Consider the following 18,997-nt stretch of genomic DNA (forward strand, 5'->3'; position numbering starts at 1 on the left):
TCACCCACTCCCGTTTTATCACCTATTATTTTCTTTACTTTTTATTTTTTAAGCATATTTTAAACTGGAATGTCCATTTTATTTGCCCTAAGATGATTTATGAGAAAGCGCATTCATGAAAATTTCAAAAAAAAGAGGGTGTTTTTCTTGTCTTTTTCATCCCGTCTTACCCGGCTGGCCTCGATCTCTGCAATCGTAGCCGTTCTGTCAGCCTGCGGCCAAAATGACGCACCGCCGTCCGGCTCGGCCGATCCGTCGTCTCCCCCGCATCCGGCCCAATCCAATACGCCGCCCGCGCCCATCAAGCTGCTGATGCTTCAGGACAGCGCGACGATGACCAAGGAGGAATTCCAAACGTTGATCGCAGAGCCGGTATCCGCCAAATACCCGCACATTACGATTGAGCTGGCGGTCAATGGCAAGGGAGACGAAGGGGTCCAGCAATTGCTCGCCTCCGGCACTTTTCCCGATCTGATCTTCGGCACCTACCCGCGCATCACCAACCACCGCGAGCTTCAAACGGTGGAAAACCTGAATCCAATGATCGAACGAAACAAGCTCGACTTGCAGCGCTTCGACCCGGGGGCTATCGCAACCGCCCGCGCCTATTCCGGAAGCGGCAACCTGTACGCCTTGCCCTTCTCCTTGAATTTCACCGCGACGTTCTACAACAAAGAGATTTTCGACAAATTCGGCCAACCGTATCCAAAGGAAGGCATGACATGGGAGGATGCGCTGGACGTCGCCAAAAACGTATCCCGCACCTCCGACGGCGTTCAGTACCGCGGAGCGTTTATTCAGGGCATCGCAGACGTCTCGTCTCAGCTTAGCCTCCCCCTCATCGATCTGGCCTCCGGAAAAGCCAATATTGCTTCTCAGGAAGGCTGGAAGTCGCTCTTCGAGCTGTACAAGGCATTCAACGACCTTCCGGGCAACAAAGACGCACACACGGCAACTACGCTGCAAAATGGCTTTCTCAAAGATCAGAATGTCGCGATGGCGATCAGCTATGACGCCCGCTTTGCCGCACTGGAGAAGCTGTACGGCACACCGCAGGATTTTGCTTGGGACGTCACTCAGTTTCCAAGCTTCAAGGGAAAACCGAACGTGACTGTTGCCTCCTCCGGCCATTTCCTGATGCTGTCCTCGCTTGGCAAGCACAAGGAAGATGCGTTCCGGGTGATCGAAATGCTGGTCTCGCCGGAAACTCAAAGAAAAATAACCGACTTTGGCCGCTATACCTCGCTGCAGGACCCGGCGATCAAGGAAATGTACGGTCATACGATGAAATCGATGCAAGGCAAAAACATTAAAGCGGTATTCAAAAGCCGGTTTGCCGATCCTGTCCCACCGCATCCGAACAACGATCTGACGATTCCGGCGGTTAACGCCGCGCTGACCCGTGTGGTCAACAATGAAGTCGACATCAATACCGGGCTGCGCCAAGCCGAGGAAGCGATCAACAAGGCGATCGTCGAACGGGCGGCAGGACAAGGAAAATAAAAGCGCGCAAAACAAAATCAAACCATAACCAAGGAGGCTCTAACCATGTCCGATTATCATCAACCCCCACTGGATGACCAGCATGTCGTGCATACTGCCAAACCGTCCATGTCCCCTGATACCGACGGTGCTTCTAACGCCGAACCGCGTAAGCTCAGCCGCCGCAAGTTGCTGGCGGGCCTCGGCGCAACCGGACTTGCCGCCACCTCCGTAATGCTGTGGAATGGCGATAATAGCCGCAGCGTCTGGGCGGATGTCTACACCGACTCCTCCCGGAAAAAACATGGCGTCCCACTTCCATCCGGCTGCTGTTTCCTGTCTACGATCAGCGACCTGCGAGCGCTCACAGCACCTGATCCGGACGCCGTTTATTATGTGACCGATCCCGGGCAAGAGGGCTTTTTCAGCTATGATTCGCTGGACAGCACTTCGGCCGACAATACCGGCACGGTTCTCGTCTCCGGAGGCGGCGCGCGCTTCAAACGCCATCTGTCCGATGTGCTCTCGGCATCCTGGTTCGGGACCAAAGGCGACGGCGTTACCGTAAACACCGCAGCCTTTCAAGCCGCTCTTGATGCCGCCGCAGGCAAGACCCTGTATATTCCCAAGCAGCACGGACCGTTTTACTTGACCGGTCAATTGTTTGTCGCAAGCAACACCACGATTGAGCTCGAAAGCGGGACGATTATTCAGGCGGTCGATACGCTTAGCCGGATCGCGCCCTACGAGCGTCTGCTCCGCTTGAAAATGGTGCAAAATGTCGTAATCCGCGGAAACGGGGCCACTTTGCGCATGAACAAAACCGCCTATACGAGCAGCGAGCAAGCCCACTGCGTCGACATCAGCGGATCGCGTAACGTGGTGATCGAAAACCTGAACTGCAATGACAGCGGCGGAGACGGTTTTTACGTAGGCGCTTATGAAGTGACCGCCGGCTACGGCGTCTGCAGAGATATTATTCTGCGCGACTGCTCAGCCGATAACAACCGGCGGCAAGGCTTGTCAGTCATTTCCGTGGACGTCCTTCTGGTGGAAAACTGCCGATTTACGAATACGAAAGGCACCGCCCCGGAAGCGGGCGTCGATCTGGAGCCGAACGGCCAGAATCAGCCGCTGCGCCGCATCCGCTTCAAGAACTGCCTGGCTGAAGGCAACGCCGGCGCCGGTTTTCTGACCGCGCTGCTCAAGCCGACCCGGCTGTCCCCGCTCATGGATGTGACATTCGAGGATTGTACGACACAAAGCAACCTTTACGGCTTTTCGATCAATTCTGCGGGAGAGGGCGCCAACGCGCCGCAGGGAGAGATCCGTTTGATCGATTGCATAGCGGAAGAAGCCCAGTCCTCCGGATTTTGGGATATCGGGAACTCCTCCGACAGCTTGCGCCGCAGCTACATTCGCTGCCGGGCGATCAACTGCCAGACGACACAGGAGCCGGACAGCATTTATGGCTTCAGCGCTTCCTTCGTCGTCACTTGCGCAACCTCGAAACCCAGAGTCTCGATCGGCAATGTGGAGATGATCGACTGCCAGTCCATCGATACGAGGGCTGCGCCACTCGTCAAGCATGGCTTCGCGCTGAAAAAGCGGTCCGCGCAAAAGATCAGCGATGTGCGTTTTTTCAACTGCACGACGATCGGCGGCAACCAGAACACGTATTTGATCGATTCGGTGGCGGAGCAGGTCACTGCAGTCAACCATCCGCAGCCGCGTCATGCGGTCGCCGCCTCCGCTTCGGTATCCTATAATTGGCTCGGAGCAGCCGTAACGAATCAGCCGGCGCTTGGAAATATTACGCTTACGCTGCCTGTTGCGAAAGCCGAGATCCGTTATACCTTTGTTGTCGATGCCGCTTTTCAGATGAAGCTGCAGGCGTCGGGCAGCGGCGGCCTGCTGACGCCGGATGGGCCCAAATCGTTCATCGCCAGCTCACTCGCCGGCAGCACGATCACATTGCGAGGGCGCGCCGACCTGAAATGGGAAATCGTATCGGCCGTCGGCGACTGGCTTACCGACAGCGGCGTGTAAGACTGGGACGACAAGAATATCAGGATATTTATGCTAAAAAGGAGGCAGTCCCTGGATGGTTTTGTTCAAACCTCCGCGGTCTGCCTCTCTTAAGCGGTACTCTATCGACTAATATGTCGCTCGTTGTGACGCCCGCAGGATGAACGAGTTCACAGCGGAATTTGTCGTGCATTCCTTTCAGGGCAAAAGGGCAGTCGTCACGGCTGCAAGCTCGGTCGTCTTTCGTTCAATCTTCTCAGCAAGGTCGAAGCGCATTCCACCAAACGCTCACCCGTCCCCGGGGAGATGCGGCTGAATACTTTCAGACGCGGCTCGTAGCCGCCCTGATCGTACGCCGCTCTCGTGCAGACGTACCCGTATATCGAACCGTTGCACAGCGTCCCCACCAAGGTATGAGCATACGGGGAGTCCCGCTTGACGGCGAGCCCCAGCTCGACGAATATTTCGCCGGGCAGGCAGGAAAGCGCTAAGCCGCCGATCCGCATCGCCTGAACTTCCAGATGCGCCGTACCTCCGGGCAGCTCCGCCACCTTCATCACCTGCTCGGCGAAAAACCGCTCCGCCCCGGTAATCCTGCTGTCGGCGAGAACGCTTCGCGCTCGCTCGATCTCCTCAGGTCCTGCTGTTCGCAACTCCATCGCAATGAAATCGTTCAACGCGTCCGCTTCGGCTTCCGCGACCGCAGTCGTCTCGGCGCGTACCCGGAGAACTTCCCCGGCCAAGCGGCTGCCGATGTCCCGGGCGATATTCCGATCCGTCATCTTCGGCCTGCTCGTGTCGATATGGTTAATATCGCCGCATGCGCCTAGCAAAAAGAGGCTAACCGTTTGCTCGCCGAGCGCTCCCTTCAGCTCCGCCGACAGATGGGCCGGGTAATCGCCGCTGTAGGCTTCCCCCCCGACCGTATCCGTATGGCACGCAAAACACGATACGACGCCGATCGCACTGCCATCGAGCCGGTCGATACGCAGGACAGTCAGTTCCGGGTCAATCGGGCCGGCAGGTCGATCGATGTTCGGATTCATAGCGCCCGGATTCGTCCGCAGCGTCCCGTCCTTTATCCAGTAACGGCGCTGAAACGAAACTTCCTGAACATGGCCCGTTCCCCAGCCGAAACGCGCCGGCTCGCGGTCGTTGAATGCGATAATTGCTGCATCGGCCGCGCGATCGGCCATATAGGCCAGGTAGTCGTCATGCCGGCTTCCGTCCAGTCCGGTGCGCACCGGCGCTCCCGTATGCGTATGTGTGGCAAATACCGCCGTGCAGACCTCCGGAATGCCGGTAAATGCCAGCACCCGTTCACGGATGCGGCTAGCCTCCCGCTCCGGAACGAACAGCGCATCGATCGCGATGAGCGCCAGCACCGTATCCCCCGACTCAATGACAGCCGCTTTCGCATATAGGGGACCGCGAATCCCGTCCGACTTGCGTTCCTCTGTGTAACCCGGAATCGAGCTGCCGAGTGGAGGCGTAATATCCAACTCGGCCATTCCGCATTGCAACATATCCATTCCTCCTCTGTACCGCTTCGTCTACTTGTTCCTTTTTACCCGTTACCGTTACCGCGTTTCCATATCGCCTGCGTTCCTTCGATCACAAACTCGGTTCCTAGCTCGCGGCTCAAGCTTTGCAGCTTCAGCAGCACGCTCCCGTCATTGGTCAGTCGCGGCCAGCCTCTGCGGTAGCGGGGCTCGCCGTAGCCGAGCGAGATCGGGCGAAAGCGCATCTCCGCAACATCGCCGCCTTCGAACGCGAGACCGGCTACGACGGACGACCAAACGTCCGGACTCGCGCCCAAACCGCGCGAATCGCCGGCGCTGCGCGCATCGAGCGCATCGGCCGTACGATGCTCGGGGCCGAGACCATATTTTTCGTAAAAGTCCGAGGGCAGCCGATCGACGGAATCGTTCTGAAATATAAAATTGCCGAGACTGTACAAGATCGGTCTGCCGCGGTACAGCTCCACCCCGCGAATGATGTGCGGCCCGTGGCCGATGACGGCATGCGCCCCCTCGTCGATGCAGCGCCGCGCAAACTCCCGGAGAAAATCGGCCGGAGCTTCCTTTCGTCCGTCTTTGATTTCATGCGAATGGATGCTGACGATGACATAATCGGCCTGCCGCCGCGCATTGCCGATGGCGCCGAGAATGCGGGCTATATCGCCCGGATGGGGCTGCGTCTTCGCGCCCGCGGCTTCGCTTGCGACAAACCGGTGGCCGCCGAAGGTGATCCCGTCATCCGCTTCACGGGAGACGAAGCCTTCCTTAACGAGCATCTCCTGGTAGTCATTGATGCCGGTATCAGCGGCAATCACTTTCAATTGGACTAGCTGCTGTTCCGAGATGCGGTACGTCGTCGCGTAGCGGAGCGGATTCACGCCGGGCCTGCCGACCATGTCGCCCCGCTGCTCCCCTGCCCGCCACGATTCGTGAAACGTCGAGGTAGCCGCGATCAGCGCCGCCCTTCCGGACGAAAACTCCATATAGCGAATCGCGCCCGCTTCGGCCAGATTTTGGCCCGCACCCGCATGAACCCAGTCGTAACGGTCCAGTTGGCGCTCTGTCTCCTCCAGCCCTTCGTACGAATAATCGAGCGTATGGTTATTCGCCCAGGCTAGCGCATTGAAGCCATATTTGCGCAAATCGTCCAATACGGACGGATCTGCGGCCCCCCAGGTGCCACCGCTTTGCGCCCCCGGAAACGATTCTCTCCGGGGCAGCGTGACTTCGAGGTTCGTGAAGCGGATATCGAATCCGCCAATCCACTGCGCCAATTCGCAATGTGCCTCATCGCCGGCGGGAAACCGCCTTGTTATGAAGCTGTCGCCCGTTGCGGCAATCGTCATCCTGGTCAAGACCTGCTCACTCCTTTCCGCCCGCCGGGCCGGTATCGGACTCCTCCGGCCAGCCCGGACATGCAAACACGAGCCGGACGAGCAGCTCGGCTGCGGTGCCCAGCACCCGTTCGTCGAAATCGAACGAGGTTTGATGATGACCCGCGGCAAGCGGGCTGCCGAACAGCATATAGACGCCGCGGCCGCCTTGCTCCTGCACCCGGCGCAGCATCCACGTCGCATCCTCGGAAGCGCCGATCGGCATCGAAGCGACGAACGAGCCGACCGCCTCCATCCGGGAGCACTCCGCCTCGATCAGAGGAATGAGCGAGCGGTCGCCTTCCCCGCCCATGCCGCTGCCGACCGTTTCCCATTGGCACGATACGCCGTACAGCGCCGCTGCAGCCTCCAGGATGCGGCCCGTCTCCCGGACCATGTACTCGCAGAGCGCCTCCGTCTCGCCGCGAAGCTCGAGCTTCATCCGCGCTTCCGCAGGAACGACATTGCGCCCGGAGCCGCCTTCCAGCATCCCGACATTGACGCGGGTCGCCCCGTCGCCGTGTCTGCCGATTCCGTGAAGGTGAAGCGCGGCGGCGCATGCGGCGAGCAGGGCGTTACTCCCGAGATGCGGCGATTCACCGGCATGCGCGGCTTTGCCCCGAAATACCGCGTCGATCTTCGTCGTGGACAGGAAGCCTTCGACCGAGGCCACGATTTCGCCGAGTGTGCTGCTCTTTACGCCGATATGCCCACACAGCAAGTAATTCACGCCGTCCAACCAGCCGGCCTCCACCATTGACTTTGCTCCCCGGCAGCCTTCCTCGGCCGGCTGGAACAGCAGCCGGACCTCTCCGGCCAGCTCGCCGGCTCTCTCCGCGATCAGCTCCGCTGCCCCGAGTCCGATGGCGGTATGCCCGTCATGACCGCAGGCATGCATCAGTCCGGGCCGTTCGGAGGCGAAACGGAGCTGTCGCGGGAGATGGTCCGCCGCATCGCTCTCCCCGACCTCGACGCAGTCCATATCGAATCGCAACGCGATGACCGGTCCCGGCTTTGCGCCGCCAAGCACGCCGACGACAGCCGTATACCCTCCCTTCATTTGCTCCAGCCAGATCGGGTCGACGCCATCCTTTAGCGCCCTCTCTTCGTGCGTTCGAATCGTTTCCGCGTCGGGGACGCCCATGCGCGCCTCGGGCATGCAGGCCCGCTTTCCCGTCGTTACCGTATAGCCGAGCGCGGAAAGCCGCGAAGCGACAAGAGTCGCCGTCCGGTATTCCATCCAGCCCGGCTCGGGGTGAGCATGAATGTCTCTTCGGCAAGAGACCATGCTCTCCAGCCATCTCTTTCTCTTCAACCGTTCCATTCCCCACATCCTTCGAACGCGATATGCACAAGTCTTGCATCTGTTGTTAATATAAAGACAATTTCGTTATGTGTTCTTTATATAGAGTAGCATCGCCCTATCCGGCTGTCAATCGTTCGTTTTCGCCTCGACCGTGTCGGTTTGCACAGCTCCGAGCCGTTTGCTTTTGCCCGATTCCCCCGGCATAATAGTTGTATGGAGACTACCGGCGCGGGGTATTTCCGCCGGCCCGGCAGTAAAACGTTCGAGCGTTACGATATTGCGCTTTCAAGACTACGCGAAAGGAGGTCCTTCATGAAAATTGCCGTCGGCTTGGTCGGGCCGTCAGATACGGTCGCTCTCGTGCGGCAGGTCGGCCGCGAATGGGAAGAGCGCATCCGGCTCGTACCTTTTGTTTACAAAGATCTGGAAGATGTGGCGGAGATTGTGACGGAGAACCGGAGCGGCATCGACGTCTGGCTTTTTACCGGACGGATCGCCTACGCGTGCGGTATCCCCCACCTCCCGGAAGGCGGCGCCCTCATGATCCGATCGAGCGGCTCCGCGCTGATGAAAGCGCTGTTCGATGCCGTTCGCACCCGGGGCATTCCGAAACGGTTCAGCATCGATTCGTTGTCGGAAGCGGAAGTCGCGGAAACGCTGGACGAACTGCGTCTGCACGAAAGCGTTCCGATCGTTCATCCGGAGCGCGGCTACATCCCGTCCGCCGAGCTGGTTCGTTTTCACGAATCGCTCTACCGGTCGGGCGAAGCGGAGCTATGCATCACGCATCGCGGACACGTATACGAAGACTTGCAACATCGCGGCGTGCCCGTCTTCCGGATCGTTCCGACGGTTATGTCCATCCGCGAAACGCTTCGGCTAGCCTCTCAGCTCGGGGAAACCCATCATTTCCGGCAATCGCAAATTGCCGCGATCCGTCTGCATGTGCGAAACGCGTTTGATGAGAATACGAACGCCTACGAGATGCACCGGCTCAATCTGAAGCTTCAGGAGCTGCTGCTGCAATTTACCGAGCATATATCCGGCGCGCTGCTGCCGACGGGCGGAACGGCATTCAGCATGTTCTCCACACGCGGGGCGATCGAGCGAAACACGGAGTTCCCCCCCTCGCTCTTGTTCGAGAAAATCAGACTGCTATCCGGCGGTAAAGTTCACTTCGGCATCGGCTACGGACTGACGGCGTTCGGCGCCGAACAAAATGCGGCTCTTGCCTTGTCGCGCACGGAAAAGCACGAGAAGGGCGGACTCGTGATCGCCGATGAAACCGGAGCGATCGAGGAAACGTTTCCGCATCAGCCGCCTCTATCGTTCCAAACCCGCAGCGACGATCCGGACATGATCGAGCGGCTCAAACGGGCCGGCGTATCCGCCGCCACCTTCGGCAAAATCGTATCCGTGCAAGCAAAAGCGGGCAAGCAAAGCGTCACTGCCGCAGACCTGGCCTCGTGGCTGGACATGACGCCGCGCAATGCGAACCGGTTGCTCGCGGAGCTCGAACGAGGTGGACTCGCTCGTGTCGTCGGCGAAGAAGCGCCCGCTCCGAAGGGAAGGCCGCGCAAATTGTTTCGCATCGGAGCCGAGGAACGGGATCGTGCGGAAACTCGCGGTTAAGCCGCGGCGGTTTAACGTGCGCCCAGTCCCACAAGATCGAAGTCGTGTCCAAATCACAGCCCCCCAATCTGCTTTCATCAAATCTGTCCGGTACGGCGTCTTTTTCTTCTTCAGCTTTTCGTCTAAAATGGCGACGAACGGTTGCTCAGAGCACTGATAATTGCCCGAACGGATCACTACACTATTGTCAGTAGCGGCAAGTTGGTTGTCATGTCGCTGACCGGCTCGACCTTAGTGGAAACTTCATCAACCATCGTTCCTCCGAGCACTTCGAAAAACCCGTTGCTGGGTGCAGCAACGGGTAGCTCCGTTCCACCGCATCCACGACGATACTGGCCTCCAAATGCTGTGTTGCCCCCCTCCCCCCCCCAAAGAATGACCGATGACCGAGACGGCTGTGGATGTGCTTCTACCCCCGATCCCCTTATTAACAAAAAACCACATGACTGAGCCCTTCTTTGTGAATAATATATATGTAAAATAAACTTGACAACGAGTATGGTTTTAATTACATTATGTATAGTATAGTTTACATTTTGTGAATGATACTTTCATTAGGAGGTCAATATGTCCTATCAAGAAAGAAAAATTTTTGTTTCCATCATCAGCAGTGTACTTATCTTCACCCTCTACACTTTATATGCGTTTAACAATGCCGAGGAAGGAAGCATCACTTCGGCCAGCGACTTCCGTTTTTGGGGTTCCTTCATTCTGGTGCTGCTCCCAGTGTCGATTGTAGCAAAGATTATCATTCATATCGGGTTTGTCATCTTCAATAAAATCGCCACGAATGAAGATGAGCCTTCTTTTGAAGATGAGTTGGATAAGATCATCGAGTTGAAGGCAGACCGGGTTTCGCTATATGTGTTTTTCTTCGGGTTTATCTTATCCATGATTCCGCTCGTGACGGATCTGCCAACGTACTTAACGTTTCTTGTGTTGATCTTATTCGGTTTCTTATCCGATCTCCTGGGACGTATCGCTCAATTCTACTTTTATAGAAAAGGAGTTTAACATGGGAAAGGATGCGATCAGCAATCATATACGGAATCTTCGCTTTCATCATGACGAGATGACCCAGCAGCAATTAGCTGATAAGGCCGGGGTTACCAGGCAAACGATTGTGGCTATTGAAAAAGGGAATTACTCTCCTTCCCTGGAGTTGGCTTTTCGCATCGCGCGTGTTTTCGGAAAATCCATCGAAGAGGTCTTTCAATATGAGGATGGGTAGGCAGGATAAGGAGGTTCATGATATTGAGGAAGAGTAACCATTCAGCCAGAAGGCCTGCAGTAATTACCGGGGTGTTACTATTAGCCGGATTAGTTACAGGCCTATTGAGTGTTGTTCCTGTTATAGATAGGGCAGACTACCTTGTCAACGCTCCTACAAATGAAAACCAGGTACTAACAGGAGCATTTTTCCAGTTGTTCATGGTTGTTGGCTATGTCGGTATTCCTATTGGGTTGTACCCGATATTAAGTAAGCATAATAAAGGGTTGGCTCTCGGATCGGTTGCTTTCGGCATCATTGCCGGTGTGTTCATTATAATGGGCGTAATCATTCTTTTGTTGCTATTGACCGTAAGCCATGAATTTGCAAAAGTTGGAACTTTGAATGGTACGTATGTTCAGACCCTGGGCGGATTGTTGCGAGAAGGACGCGATTTGGTGAACCATGTCGCAACGACACTGGCGTTTGTTTTGGCCATGTTCTTGTTTACCTGCATATTTTACCAAACAAAAATCATTCCACGCTGGTTGTCCGTTTCGGGTCTTATTGGGTCTGCACTGTCCATATCGGCAAGTTTATTGTTTATGATTCGCTTCATCGGTCTGGATACAACCTACATGATGTTGAACATGCCAATAGCCTTTCAACAATTGGTTTTGGCTATATGGCTAATCACGAAAGGATTCAACCGGGCGCAACAGGATTTTGTTTCCAATTAGATGGATGCTCTGGAAAAGAAGGTGTAACGGAATGAATAAATCAGAACGTTTTTGGGACAAAACCGCAAGTCAATATGATCAAATCGAGATGAAGGATGAACAGACTTACCTCCAAATCATACAACGAACGAAACAGCATCTCAAAAGGAGCAACCTGGTGTTGGATTTCGGCTGTGGGACTGGATTGATATCCAATGAAATTGCAGAGTATGTGAAAGGGATTCATGCGATTGATATCTCTTCCAAAATGATAGGAATTGCAGAACAAGAGGCAAAAGAGCGTAACCTTGCCAATATAAACTATGTTCATGCAACCCTTTTTGATGAGAGGTATAAGAAAGGCTCATTTGATGTCATCTTGGCCTTTCATGTTCTGCATTTGTTGGAAGATGAGCCTATCGTTCTACAAAGAATGAATGAACTGTTAAAGCCGGGAGGATTATTGATCTCCGCAACACCCTGCGTAGGAGAAAAAATATTTCTAAGAAACCTGTTATTCTTGGCGGGTAGAGTTGGTTTAATGCCGAAAATAAGATCATTTAAAATACGCACTTTAGTCGATACCATTGAGAAAGGGAATTTTTCCATTGTCGAAACGGATTGCTTAAAGAAACGTTCTCAGGAATATTTCATAGTTGCCAGGAAGTTTTCACCGAATGGCAAAAGACCGCCAAAATGACGGCCAGCCAATCGAAATATGCCTTTTCTAACGGGGATCCAACCTTCATTGCGTAAGGGTCAAACAATACTGGCCGATGTCGTACCCGACCTTTGCTAAAGGGTCTTTGAGAGGCTCAGGCAAACGGGTAAATTCCTTATGCGTTTCATATGTAAAATCGCCCTCGTAACCGATCTCGACAAGCACTGGCATGATGGAATGCCAATCTACGCTGCCGTGGAAAGGAAACATATGTTCATCCGATTTGCCGTAATTGTCGTTTACGTGAGTCGCCTTAAGCCGCGTGCCGATCGTGCGCAGCGCCGGGCGCTGATCCTTGTAAAGGAAATTGGCGTGTCCGAAGTCCCAGCATGCGCCTATTCGAGAATCGCCCCAGATGTCGATTAACTGAGCGAGCTCGGACGCATGGCTGGCAAACCGCCTCTTGGACGTTTCACTTTCGATCATATTTTCAAATGCGATCCCGACATTGTGCTTGACAGCAAGCTCGACGATCGGCGAGAAATGCTCCACATTGTCCTTCATACAGGCATCGACGTCCAATGCGGTTGTCTCTCTATCCTCCTGGGGGTGAACGACCGCCCATTTTACACCCAGAATGGAACTGGCGATGATGGACCGGCGCATCATTTCATCGTAAACCTCCAACCTCTCCGGCGGCTGCTGATTCACATGTCCGGGCAAAAACACGGGATGAGACTGGGTAAACTCGACGCCCAACTGCTCGGCCTCTTCCCGGAGTTCATGCATCACAGTTCCCCAATTGTCGCAGACCAGATCGGTTTGGCCCGTCAGAGCCCGGCAAAAATTAATGTCCAGAACGTCATATCCTACCGCCTTTAGCCTTCTCAACGCCTCCTTGTATGGCGTGTAGCCCCCCGATAAAGTCAGGCTAATCGTGCCTGTCGTCGTTGAAAGCCTCATGCTTAGTCCCCCTCTTTATTTCTGAGTTACGAGCGCTTGATTGATTTCATAATCCAATTCTCTCAGCACGGTATACACATCGTCCGAACGATTCATGAAATCGGTAAACTTGTTATTGGTCAGCGGTTCGGCAATTTCTCTGTATAAATATATCGGGTATTTGACCGGGCTGCCTTTCACAATGCCGGCAACGTTCTTACCTTGCAAGGAAGGATCGCCCTGCCCGAACGCTTTCTTCACCGCGTCGTTCTTAAGAGGCGATATTCGGCCTGATTTGGAAACGTTCATCTGTACTTCATCGGATGTCATGACTTCCATCACCTGAAGCACCTGATCCATGTGTTTAGTCGTTGGAACGGCTCCTATCATATAAACGGTCGAATTCCCGTAAATATTCGGCTTATCCGCATAAAACGGATGCTGGACGACATCCCACTTGAACCCGTCCTTCTCCGCCTCTTTCAACTGCGAGAACTTGCTCGTTTCATTCAGCATGGCAATGGTCCGTTCCTTCGTAAATCCGTTCAATCCGTTCTTTTTCGAATCTTTCGACGGCTCATTGCCGGGAATCGAATAAATTTGCTTACCCAACTCGAATACGCGTTTCCAGCTTTCGCTCGAGGTTATCGCTTTCTCCGTCTTGGGGTCGATATAGACGAGTCCGAGAGGCTGAGCCATTCTCACAATGCTCCCGAAATCCCAGCCCCGATACTGAACGCCGTTTTCGTTCCGCGTCACCTTCCTGGCGAGTTCCAGAGCTTCCTCCATCGTCATGCCGTCCTTGGGATAAGGGGCGCCGAATTTATCGAAAATATCCTTATTGTAATACAGCGCATGAAAAGCCGTTTCAATCGGCAAGCCGTACAATTCGCCTTTCTCGGTTACGGCATATTGAATATCGTCCAGGAAGTTTTGCTCGAACCGTTTCAAGTCCACTTGATGATTTTGAAAAAGCGGCTTCATATCCATGTTTATGGCCCGATCCTTAAGTCCCGGCATGTTGCCGTTAAACGAGATGTAGAGATCCGGAACATCACCGGACGCGATGAGCTGGTCATACGCCTTAAAGTTGCTGGCCTCAAAAAACTCGAACGAAATGTGCGGGTACTTCTTCGTGACGGGCTCGATATACAGCTGCTTGAACTCATCGTTGATCGGCAAATGGACGGCAAACTTGAGCGTAACGGGAGTCGTATCCGCGGCCTTGGCCGATGCCGGCTTCGAGCCGCTTCCGCCGTTCGGGGCCGCTCCATCCTTTCCGCAGCCGGCCAGTACTGCACCTCCTATAATCGACATACTCAGCAACAACATCATCTTCCTGTTTTTCACTCCTAAATGCCTCCCTTTGATAGGTTTGATGAAACAAAGTTTCAATCTTTGACCACTCCAATGGCATTTAAAGTATAGCAACTCTAGTTGCATTTTCTGTTAACTGACGGTAAAGATATTGTAAAGCCGTATATTTATTTCATTAGAACAAAAATATTTTCTCTTGAACATACAGTATTTTATCATTTGTGATATAATTTATTTCATCAGAGGAGGCGACACTTCGACATGGACGCGCAAAGCTTATGGGACCGGCAGCTGATGCTGGATTATCACTTTTATTTCGAGAGTAAGGAGCAATTTGAGATGCAGGCGGATACGTATCCCGTGTGGGTGCTATTTGCCGTGGAAATGGGGAAATTCCGTTATCGGATCGATGCGGAAAGCGGAGAGGCAAGCGCCGGAGAGCTTATTTTTTGCCCGCCTGGCAGCACGTTTCATCGCGAAATGGTGTCGACACTGGGGCTCCACTATATCGGCTTCAAATTCGTCGGCAGCGAGCCGTTGGAGACGAGGCCAACGCTGCCTTCCGTAAAGTCCCATCCGACGGACGGCAAACGGCTTTTTTCGGACTTCGCTTATATGCGCAAGCTTCATCTCGCGGGAGATGCCCGCAGTTTCCACCGCAAACAGATGATGCTTAACGATATATGGCAGCTTGCATGCGAGGATTGGGAGGATGGGGCTCTGAAAGATCAGCTTGAGGATATTCCCGTTTCGGAAGACGAGCTAATGAACCGGGCGACGGAATGGCTCTATCGCCACGCCTATGCCCCGTTCGGCATGAACGATCTTTCCGGTCAGCTTGGTCTTAGCCCCGTCCAGTTTACGCGCCGTTTCCGGAAAGCGTTCCGCCTGACGCCTTCGGAGTTCGTCCGGACTTTGCGCGTCCGCAAAGCCGCCGAGCTGCTGCTGGTTACCGACATGACGCTGGATCAGATCGCCGACCGATGCGGCTACGAGAACGGCTTTTATTTAAGCCTTGTATTTGCCAAAAGCATGGGGATGCGGCCTTCCAAATATCGCGAGATGAATCGGGTATAGACGCCGCTAAGCACCCGAGTGACCAAGCCAAAAGAACCGGTCTCATGTCAGTCTGCATGAGGACCGGCTCTTTCTGTCATCCCAAACCTTGAAGTTGCTCCGTCATCTCTTCTCCGGCAAATGACTGATGCAATCGTACAGCAAATACACCCATTTCTCGCCGTCTTGAGCGATCGTGGTGACGGACGTATTGCGCAATTCGCTGCCTGTCAACTCGTCCCTCATCAATTCCTTTAACGTCTGCCCAAGGAAATAACCGTGAGTGACGACGAGCACCTTCTTGCCGGCATAGCGTGATGCTATATCCTGAATAAAGCCGATCCCGCGCATACGCATGGACTCATGGGTTTCCTGAGCCATATCAAGCTCCTTCCAGTTCTCCCCCCAACGCGCAACCCGTTCTTCTTCCGTCGTATCGGCGATCTTCCCTCTATCCATCTCGCGCAGCCGCGGATCGAAATCATCGACCGGCTTGCCGATCTCCCCGGCTATGATGTCCGCCGTTTCCCGGGCTCTTCTTAAATCGCTGCAGATGAATACGTCCCACTGCTCTTCGGAGAGACGCTTGGCCACGAACTGCGCTTGCGTTCTTCCATCCTCATTCAGCGGGTTTTGCGTATGCCCTTGCGCTCTCTTTTCTATATTGTGATTGGTAATGCCGTGTCTGACAAAAGTGATTACAGCCATGATCGGTCTTCTCCCTCCGCTATCGTTATGTATGCCATGTGCTTCAAGTCGGTTTTAGGGTCGGTTTCCGGCGTGGGTGGCGGATGCAAGGATGGACGAAACCGTCACCGTCTCCCCTTTTTCCGGATGATAAGCGTAAATCCCTCTTGTATGCTGCGACCTCGGATGGCGGCTGTGCAAAGTAATGACCGATTTCGGTGCAATCCCCGCGATCATATCGGCGATCGCTTCGGGATGAGCGTGTCCGCCGTTACACAACGAATGGCCTGTCATTCCGAACGTTTTCAAATATTTGGTCAAATCGGGATGATCGAGCTTCACACTGTAATCGGACTGAATGAAATGCGATCGCCCTTGCAATCCGCCGAGCGTTTCCAATTCAATCATATGGGCCAGATCGGGAAATTTGAAAAAGTACACGTATTGATTTTTACGCTCGGCCAGTTCCTCCAGCGAAATCGTCTTGTAAGGCATGGACATGCTGCTCGTCACAGTTGCGTCGATAACCCGGATAGCTGCGTCAAGAGCGGGATGCCCTTCCAGAATGCGCAGCCCCTCACGATTGGCATTATGCCAGATAAGGGCATGGGACGCCTCCATAACGATTTCCCGCCCGTTATCCTTTGCAAGGGCAATCATATCCGCCATTCGTTCCAGATCGCGGGGCGACATTTGCAAGTATACGAGTCCCTCCGACTCTTTCACAATATTGGAGTACCCGGCCAACAGCTCGTCTTCCGTCATCTGACGGGAAACCTCGGCGGACGGGTCGGCCGCAAGACGCGTGCCTTCCGTAATCAGCAGGTCCACCCGTTGCTCGCGACACAGCCGGATGAACCGTTCGATCTTCTCCGGATGCTTGCCGTGATGCCGCCAATCTCCCGTATAGGCGATTTTGTGGACGCCGTCATCGATAAGGATGCCCGCCGCCCCCGTTGCATTATGGTCCATCTCGACGATCTGCATCGTAAATTCGCCGAAATCGACGACGCTCAGATCGCCGCATGCCTGAATCCGCGCTGCGGTATCCGGGGAGTGGCCTCCCGCAACCATGCCCCGGTATAGGGAATAGGAGTCATGGTTCATATACACGGCAAGGTCCGGCTTCGCATAAGGCAGAACGGCGTTATGATCCGTGTGCATATGTCCGATGAACAGGCTGAGCTGCTCATAAGAAGGAAACTCTCGGTCGCCCCAAACTTCACGGACCTTCTGCGTATCCAGCACCTTAATCTGCTCCGGGTCGTACAACTGTAGCAGCGGAGCGGTCATTCCGCCAAGCAAAAATTGCCGCAGCTCCCGGCCGGGTGTAGCTCCTACAGGCTCATACAGCGTCAGCTGCTTGGGAAACAGCAGGCTGCTATGTTCTACGCCGAAATCGAACAAAAGACCCTGATTTCCTTTCCCGTAAAGTACCTGTACGCCTCCCGACTTCCCAACTCCGCCGAAAAAAGTCAATTGCCCTTCACGCATTACGTTCTCCTCCGATCCTAATCTCTGCTCTGCCTTTCGGAATGACGGCTATTTGTGCTCGTCTAAAGAGAGGATGGCCCCATGCTCCCGTAATTTTCGTCTTATCGTTTGCACGTCCACATCTTCCGGCGCTATGTTTTGCTTCGCCGCCATTGCAGCACCGATGCCCACGCCTTCGCCTACGGCCATGCAAGTAGGCATCACTCTGGACGAACCGAACACGACCGGATCCACACTGATGCACCGGCCGCTTACCATGAGCCGTCGAATGTCTTTGGAAATCGTCGCCCCATAGGTGATTCCATAAGGACCGGCAAGCGATCGGATAACGGTGGAATCCCCCGAACCGCTATGAATATCGATAATATAAGAACCTAAGGCGATCGTGTCATCGGGAATGACTCCATTTACAGCCGCGTCTTCGCGAATCATTTGCATGCCTTTGATCCGGCGAGTTTCCCGAATGCCCAAAAATGGCGCAATGGAGGACAAATAAATATGTTCGAAGCCCGGGATATGCTCCTTCAGCATTTGGATGAGAGGGAGAATCTGCAGGTGCGACTCGACCTCGCCCCGGCTCAGCTCCTCGAGTTTGGTACCGTCAAAGTTCAGGATCCGAATGCAGTTTAAAGCGATATAGCCTTCTCTTGGCAAATGAATATAAATAATCGTATCGCGGTCGATCGGGCATTTCCCTTCTTGTCTCAGCTTGGAAATCGTATGTTTCAAGCCGACGAACACATGATTTTCGCTGGCCCGCAGAAATTCCGCCGTGTATCCTGGACGTATTTTCATCGAGGATCCGTGCTTTAACTCATCCGGGTGTTCTTCCAGGAAATCCATAAATCGCTCCAGATCGAAGCCACCGACCGTAAACATTAAGGTTGGCGGCTGCGTCTCTCCGTTCGCGTACTGTCCTTTTTCAAATTCGGCTCCCGCCATAAACGCAACGTCGCCATCGCCCGTCGCATCGATGAATACGTCGGCGAATAGTTCGATTTCTTTGCCCTTGCCCTTCACAATAACGGATTTAAGCTCGCCATTCTCGACGGTCGTTCCAATAATCTCGCAATGAAGCAGAGGGCGAACCCCGTATTTTTTTATTTTTTCGAAGAGCACGATCTTCATGACATTCGGGTCAATGACGGTCGTCGAATTATGCAAAGGACACTCCCGGTGCCCGAACGATGCGTCCAATTCGATCAATCGGTCCACGATCTCTTGAGGCAAGCCTCCGGTCACCTGTCGGCCTTGAGCATCCAGAAAAGCCAATAAAGGCAAACCTATCGTCATATTTCCGCCTAAAAAGCCTTGCCGATCGACCAAAATCGTCTCAGCGCCTTCACGCGCCGCCGCTATCGCCGCGCCAATACCTCCGGCGCCGCCGCCAAGGACGAGCACCTGCGTTTTGATTTGTTCTCTCTTGGAATAATCCTGCATACCGCGCCTTCTTTCTTTTGTTCATAACTTTTATTTCATTATATAAAGGCAGTCGGACCCCGAACATACAGGATTATTTCATAAAACATATAATTTATTTCACGAAAACGGCTTGGCGCGGCCCTCCGCC

16 protein-coding genes are annotated in these 18,997 nt (G+C 54.1%); 8 read left to right on the top strand and 8 right to left on the bottom strand.

From position 1 onward, the window contains the following. Positions 1-147: 147 nt before the first annotated feature. Positions 148-1,503 (top strand): ABC transporter substrate-binding protein, encoded by a 1,356-nt coding sequence (locus tag ABD796_RS31765; protein ID WP_344916076.1) that lies wholly within the window; start codon positions 148-150, stop codon positions 1,501-1,503. Positions 1,504-1,548: 45 nt separating this feature from the next. After that, the gene (locus ABD796_RS31770) at positions 1,549-3,531 is read left to right on the top strand and encodes a right-handed parallel beta-helix repeat-containing protein (protein WP_344916078.1); all 1,983 of its coding nucleotides are present in this window, start codon (positions 1,549-1,551) and stop codon (positions 3,529-3,531) included. 197 nt (positions 3,532-3,728) lie between these two features. On the opposite strand, the gene ABD796_RS31775 is transcribed toward ABD796_RS31770, so the two are convergent. The 3 genes from ABD796_RS31775 to ABD796_RS31785 are packed head-to-tail and all read right to left on the bottom strand — an operon-like array spanning position 3,729 to position 7,727. Further along, positions 3,729-5,036 (bottom strand): hypothetical protein, encoded by a 1,308-nt coding sequence (locus ABD796_RS31775; RefSeq protein ID WP_344916080.1) that lies wholly within the window; start codon positions 5,034-5,036, stop codon positions 3,729-3,731. A 41-nt stretch (positions 5,037-5,077) separates the two neighbouring features. Then, positions 5,078-6,376, bottom strand: a complete 1,299-nt coding sequence (locus ABD796_RS31780; RefSeq protein ID WP_344916265.1) for a CapA family protein — start codon at positions 6,374-6,376, stop codon at positions 5,078-5,080. Positions 6,377-6,392: 16 nt separating this feature from the next. Next, positions 6,393-7,727: an amidohydrolase gene (locus ABD796_RS31785; protein ID WP_344916082.1), complete on the bottom strand. Its 1,335-nt coding sequence runs from the start codon at positions 7,725-7,727 to the stop codon at positions 6,393-6,395. 294 nt (positions 7,728-8,021) lie between these two features. Here ABD796_RS31785 and ABD796_RS31790 point away from each other — a divergent pair, with 294 nt between their 5' ends. The 5 genes from ABD796_RS31790 to ABD796_RS31810 all read left to right on the top strand — a co-directional run bounded on the left by ABD796_RS31790 (position 8,022) and on the right by ABD796_RS31810 (position 11,970). After that, complete coding sequence (locus ABD796_RS31790) at positions 8,022-9,341, top strand: helix-turn-helix domain-containing protein (RefSeq protein WP_344916084.1); 1,320 nt, start codon at positions 8,022-8,024, stop codon at positions 9,339-9,341. Positions 9,342-9,908: 567 nt separating this feature from the next. Further along, the gene (locus tag ABD796_RS31795; RefSeq protein WP_344916086.1) at positions 9,909-10,355 is read left to right on the top strand and encodes a DUF2178 domain-containing protein; all 447 of its coding nucleotides are present in this window, start codon (positions 9,909-9,911) and stop codon (positions 10,353-10,355) included. A 1-nt stretch (position 10,356) separates the two neighbouring features. Next, a complete protein-coding gene (locus ABD796_RS31800; protein ID WP_344916088.1) occupies positions 10,357-10,572 on the top strand; it encodes a helix-turn-helix transcriptional regulator in 216 nt (71 codons plus the stop codon). A 20-nt stretch (positions 10,573-10,592) separates the two neighbouring features. Then, positions 10,593-11,291, top strand: a complete 699-nt coding sequence (locus tag ABD796_RS31805; protein ID WP_344916267.1) for a DUF4386 domain-containing protein — start codon at positions 10,593-10,595, stop codon at positions 11,289-11,291. Positions 11,292-11,322: 31 nt separating this feature from the next. Next, positions 11,323-11,970, top strand: a complete 648-nt coding sequence (locus ABD796_RS31810; RefSeq protein WP_344916090.1) for a class I SAM-dependent methyltransferase — start codon at positions 11,323-11,325, stop codon at positions 11,968-11,970. Between the two features lie 45 nt (positions 11,971-12,015). Here the strand turns inward: ABD796_RS31810 and ABD796_RS31815 are convergent, their stop codons facing one another. Beyond that, positions 12,016-12,894, bottom strand: coding sequence for a sugar phosphate isomerase/epimerase family protein (locus ABD796_RS31815; RefSeq protein WP_344916093.1), 879 nt, complete (start codon positions 12,892-12,894; stop codon positions 12,016-12,018). A gap of 15 nt (positions 12,895-12,909) precedes the next feature. Further along, positions 12,910-14,223 (bottom strand): ABC transporter substrate-binding protein, encoded by a 1,314-nt coding sequence (locus ABD796_RS31820; protein ID WP_344916095.1) that lies wholly within the window; start codon positions 14,221-14,223, stop codon positions 12,910-12,912. A gap of 228 nt (positions 14,224-14,451) precedes the next feature. Here ABD796_RS31820 and ABD796_RS31825 point away from each other — a divergent pair, with 228 nt between their 5' ends. Next, a complete protein-coding gene (locus ABD796_RS31825) occupies positions 14,452-15,267 on the top strand; it encodes a helix-turn-helix domain-containing protein (protein WP_344916097.1) in 816 nt (271 codons plus the stop codon). 102 nt (positions 15,268-15,369) lie between these two features. On the opposite strand, the gene ABD796_RS31830 is transcribed toward ABD796_RS31825, so the two are convergent. Genes ABD796_RS31830 through ABD796_RS31840 form a run of 3 tightly spaced genes read right to left on the bottom strand, consistent with a single transcriptional unit; the run spans position 15,370 to position 18,867 of the window. Next, entirely contained in the window at positions 15,370-15,954 is a 585-nt protein-coding gene (locus ABD796_RS31830) for a histidine phosphatase family protein (protein ID WP_344916099.1), read from the bottom strand. 54 nt (positions 15,955-16,008) lie between these two features. Next, complete coding sequence (locus ABD796_RS31835) at positions 16,009-17,427, bottom strand: MBL fold metallo-hydrolase (protein WP_344916101.1); 1,419 nt, start codon at positions 17,425-17,427, stop codon at positions 16,009-16,011. A 48-nt stretch (positions 17,428-17,475) separates the two neighbouring features. Further along, positions 17,476-18,867 carry an FAD-dependent oxidoreductase gene (locus ABD796_RS31840; RefSeq protein ID WP_344916103.1) on the bottom strand — a complete coding sequence of 464 codons (1,392 nt, stop codon included), beginning with the start codon at positions 18,865-18,867 and terminating at the stop codon, positions 17,476-17,478. Positions 18,868-18,997: the final 130 nt, after the last annotated feature.

The sequence above is a fragment of the Paenibacillus hodogayensis genome (genome assembly GCF_039536325.1).
Classification (GTDB): domain Bacteria; phylum Bacillota; class Bacilli; order Paenibacillales; family NBRC-103111; genus Paenibacillus_AB; species Paenibacillus_AB hodogayensis.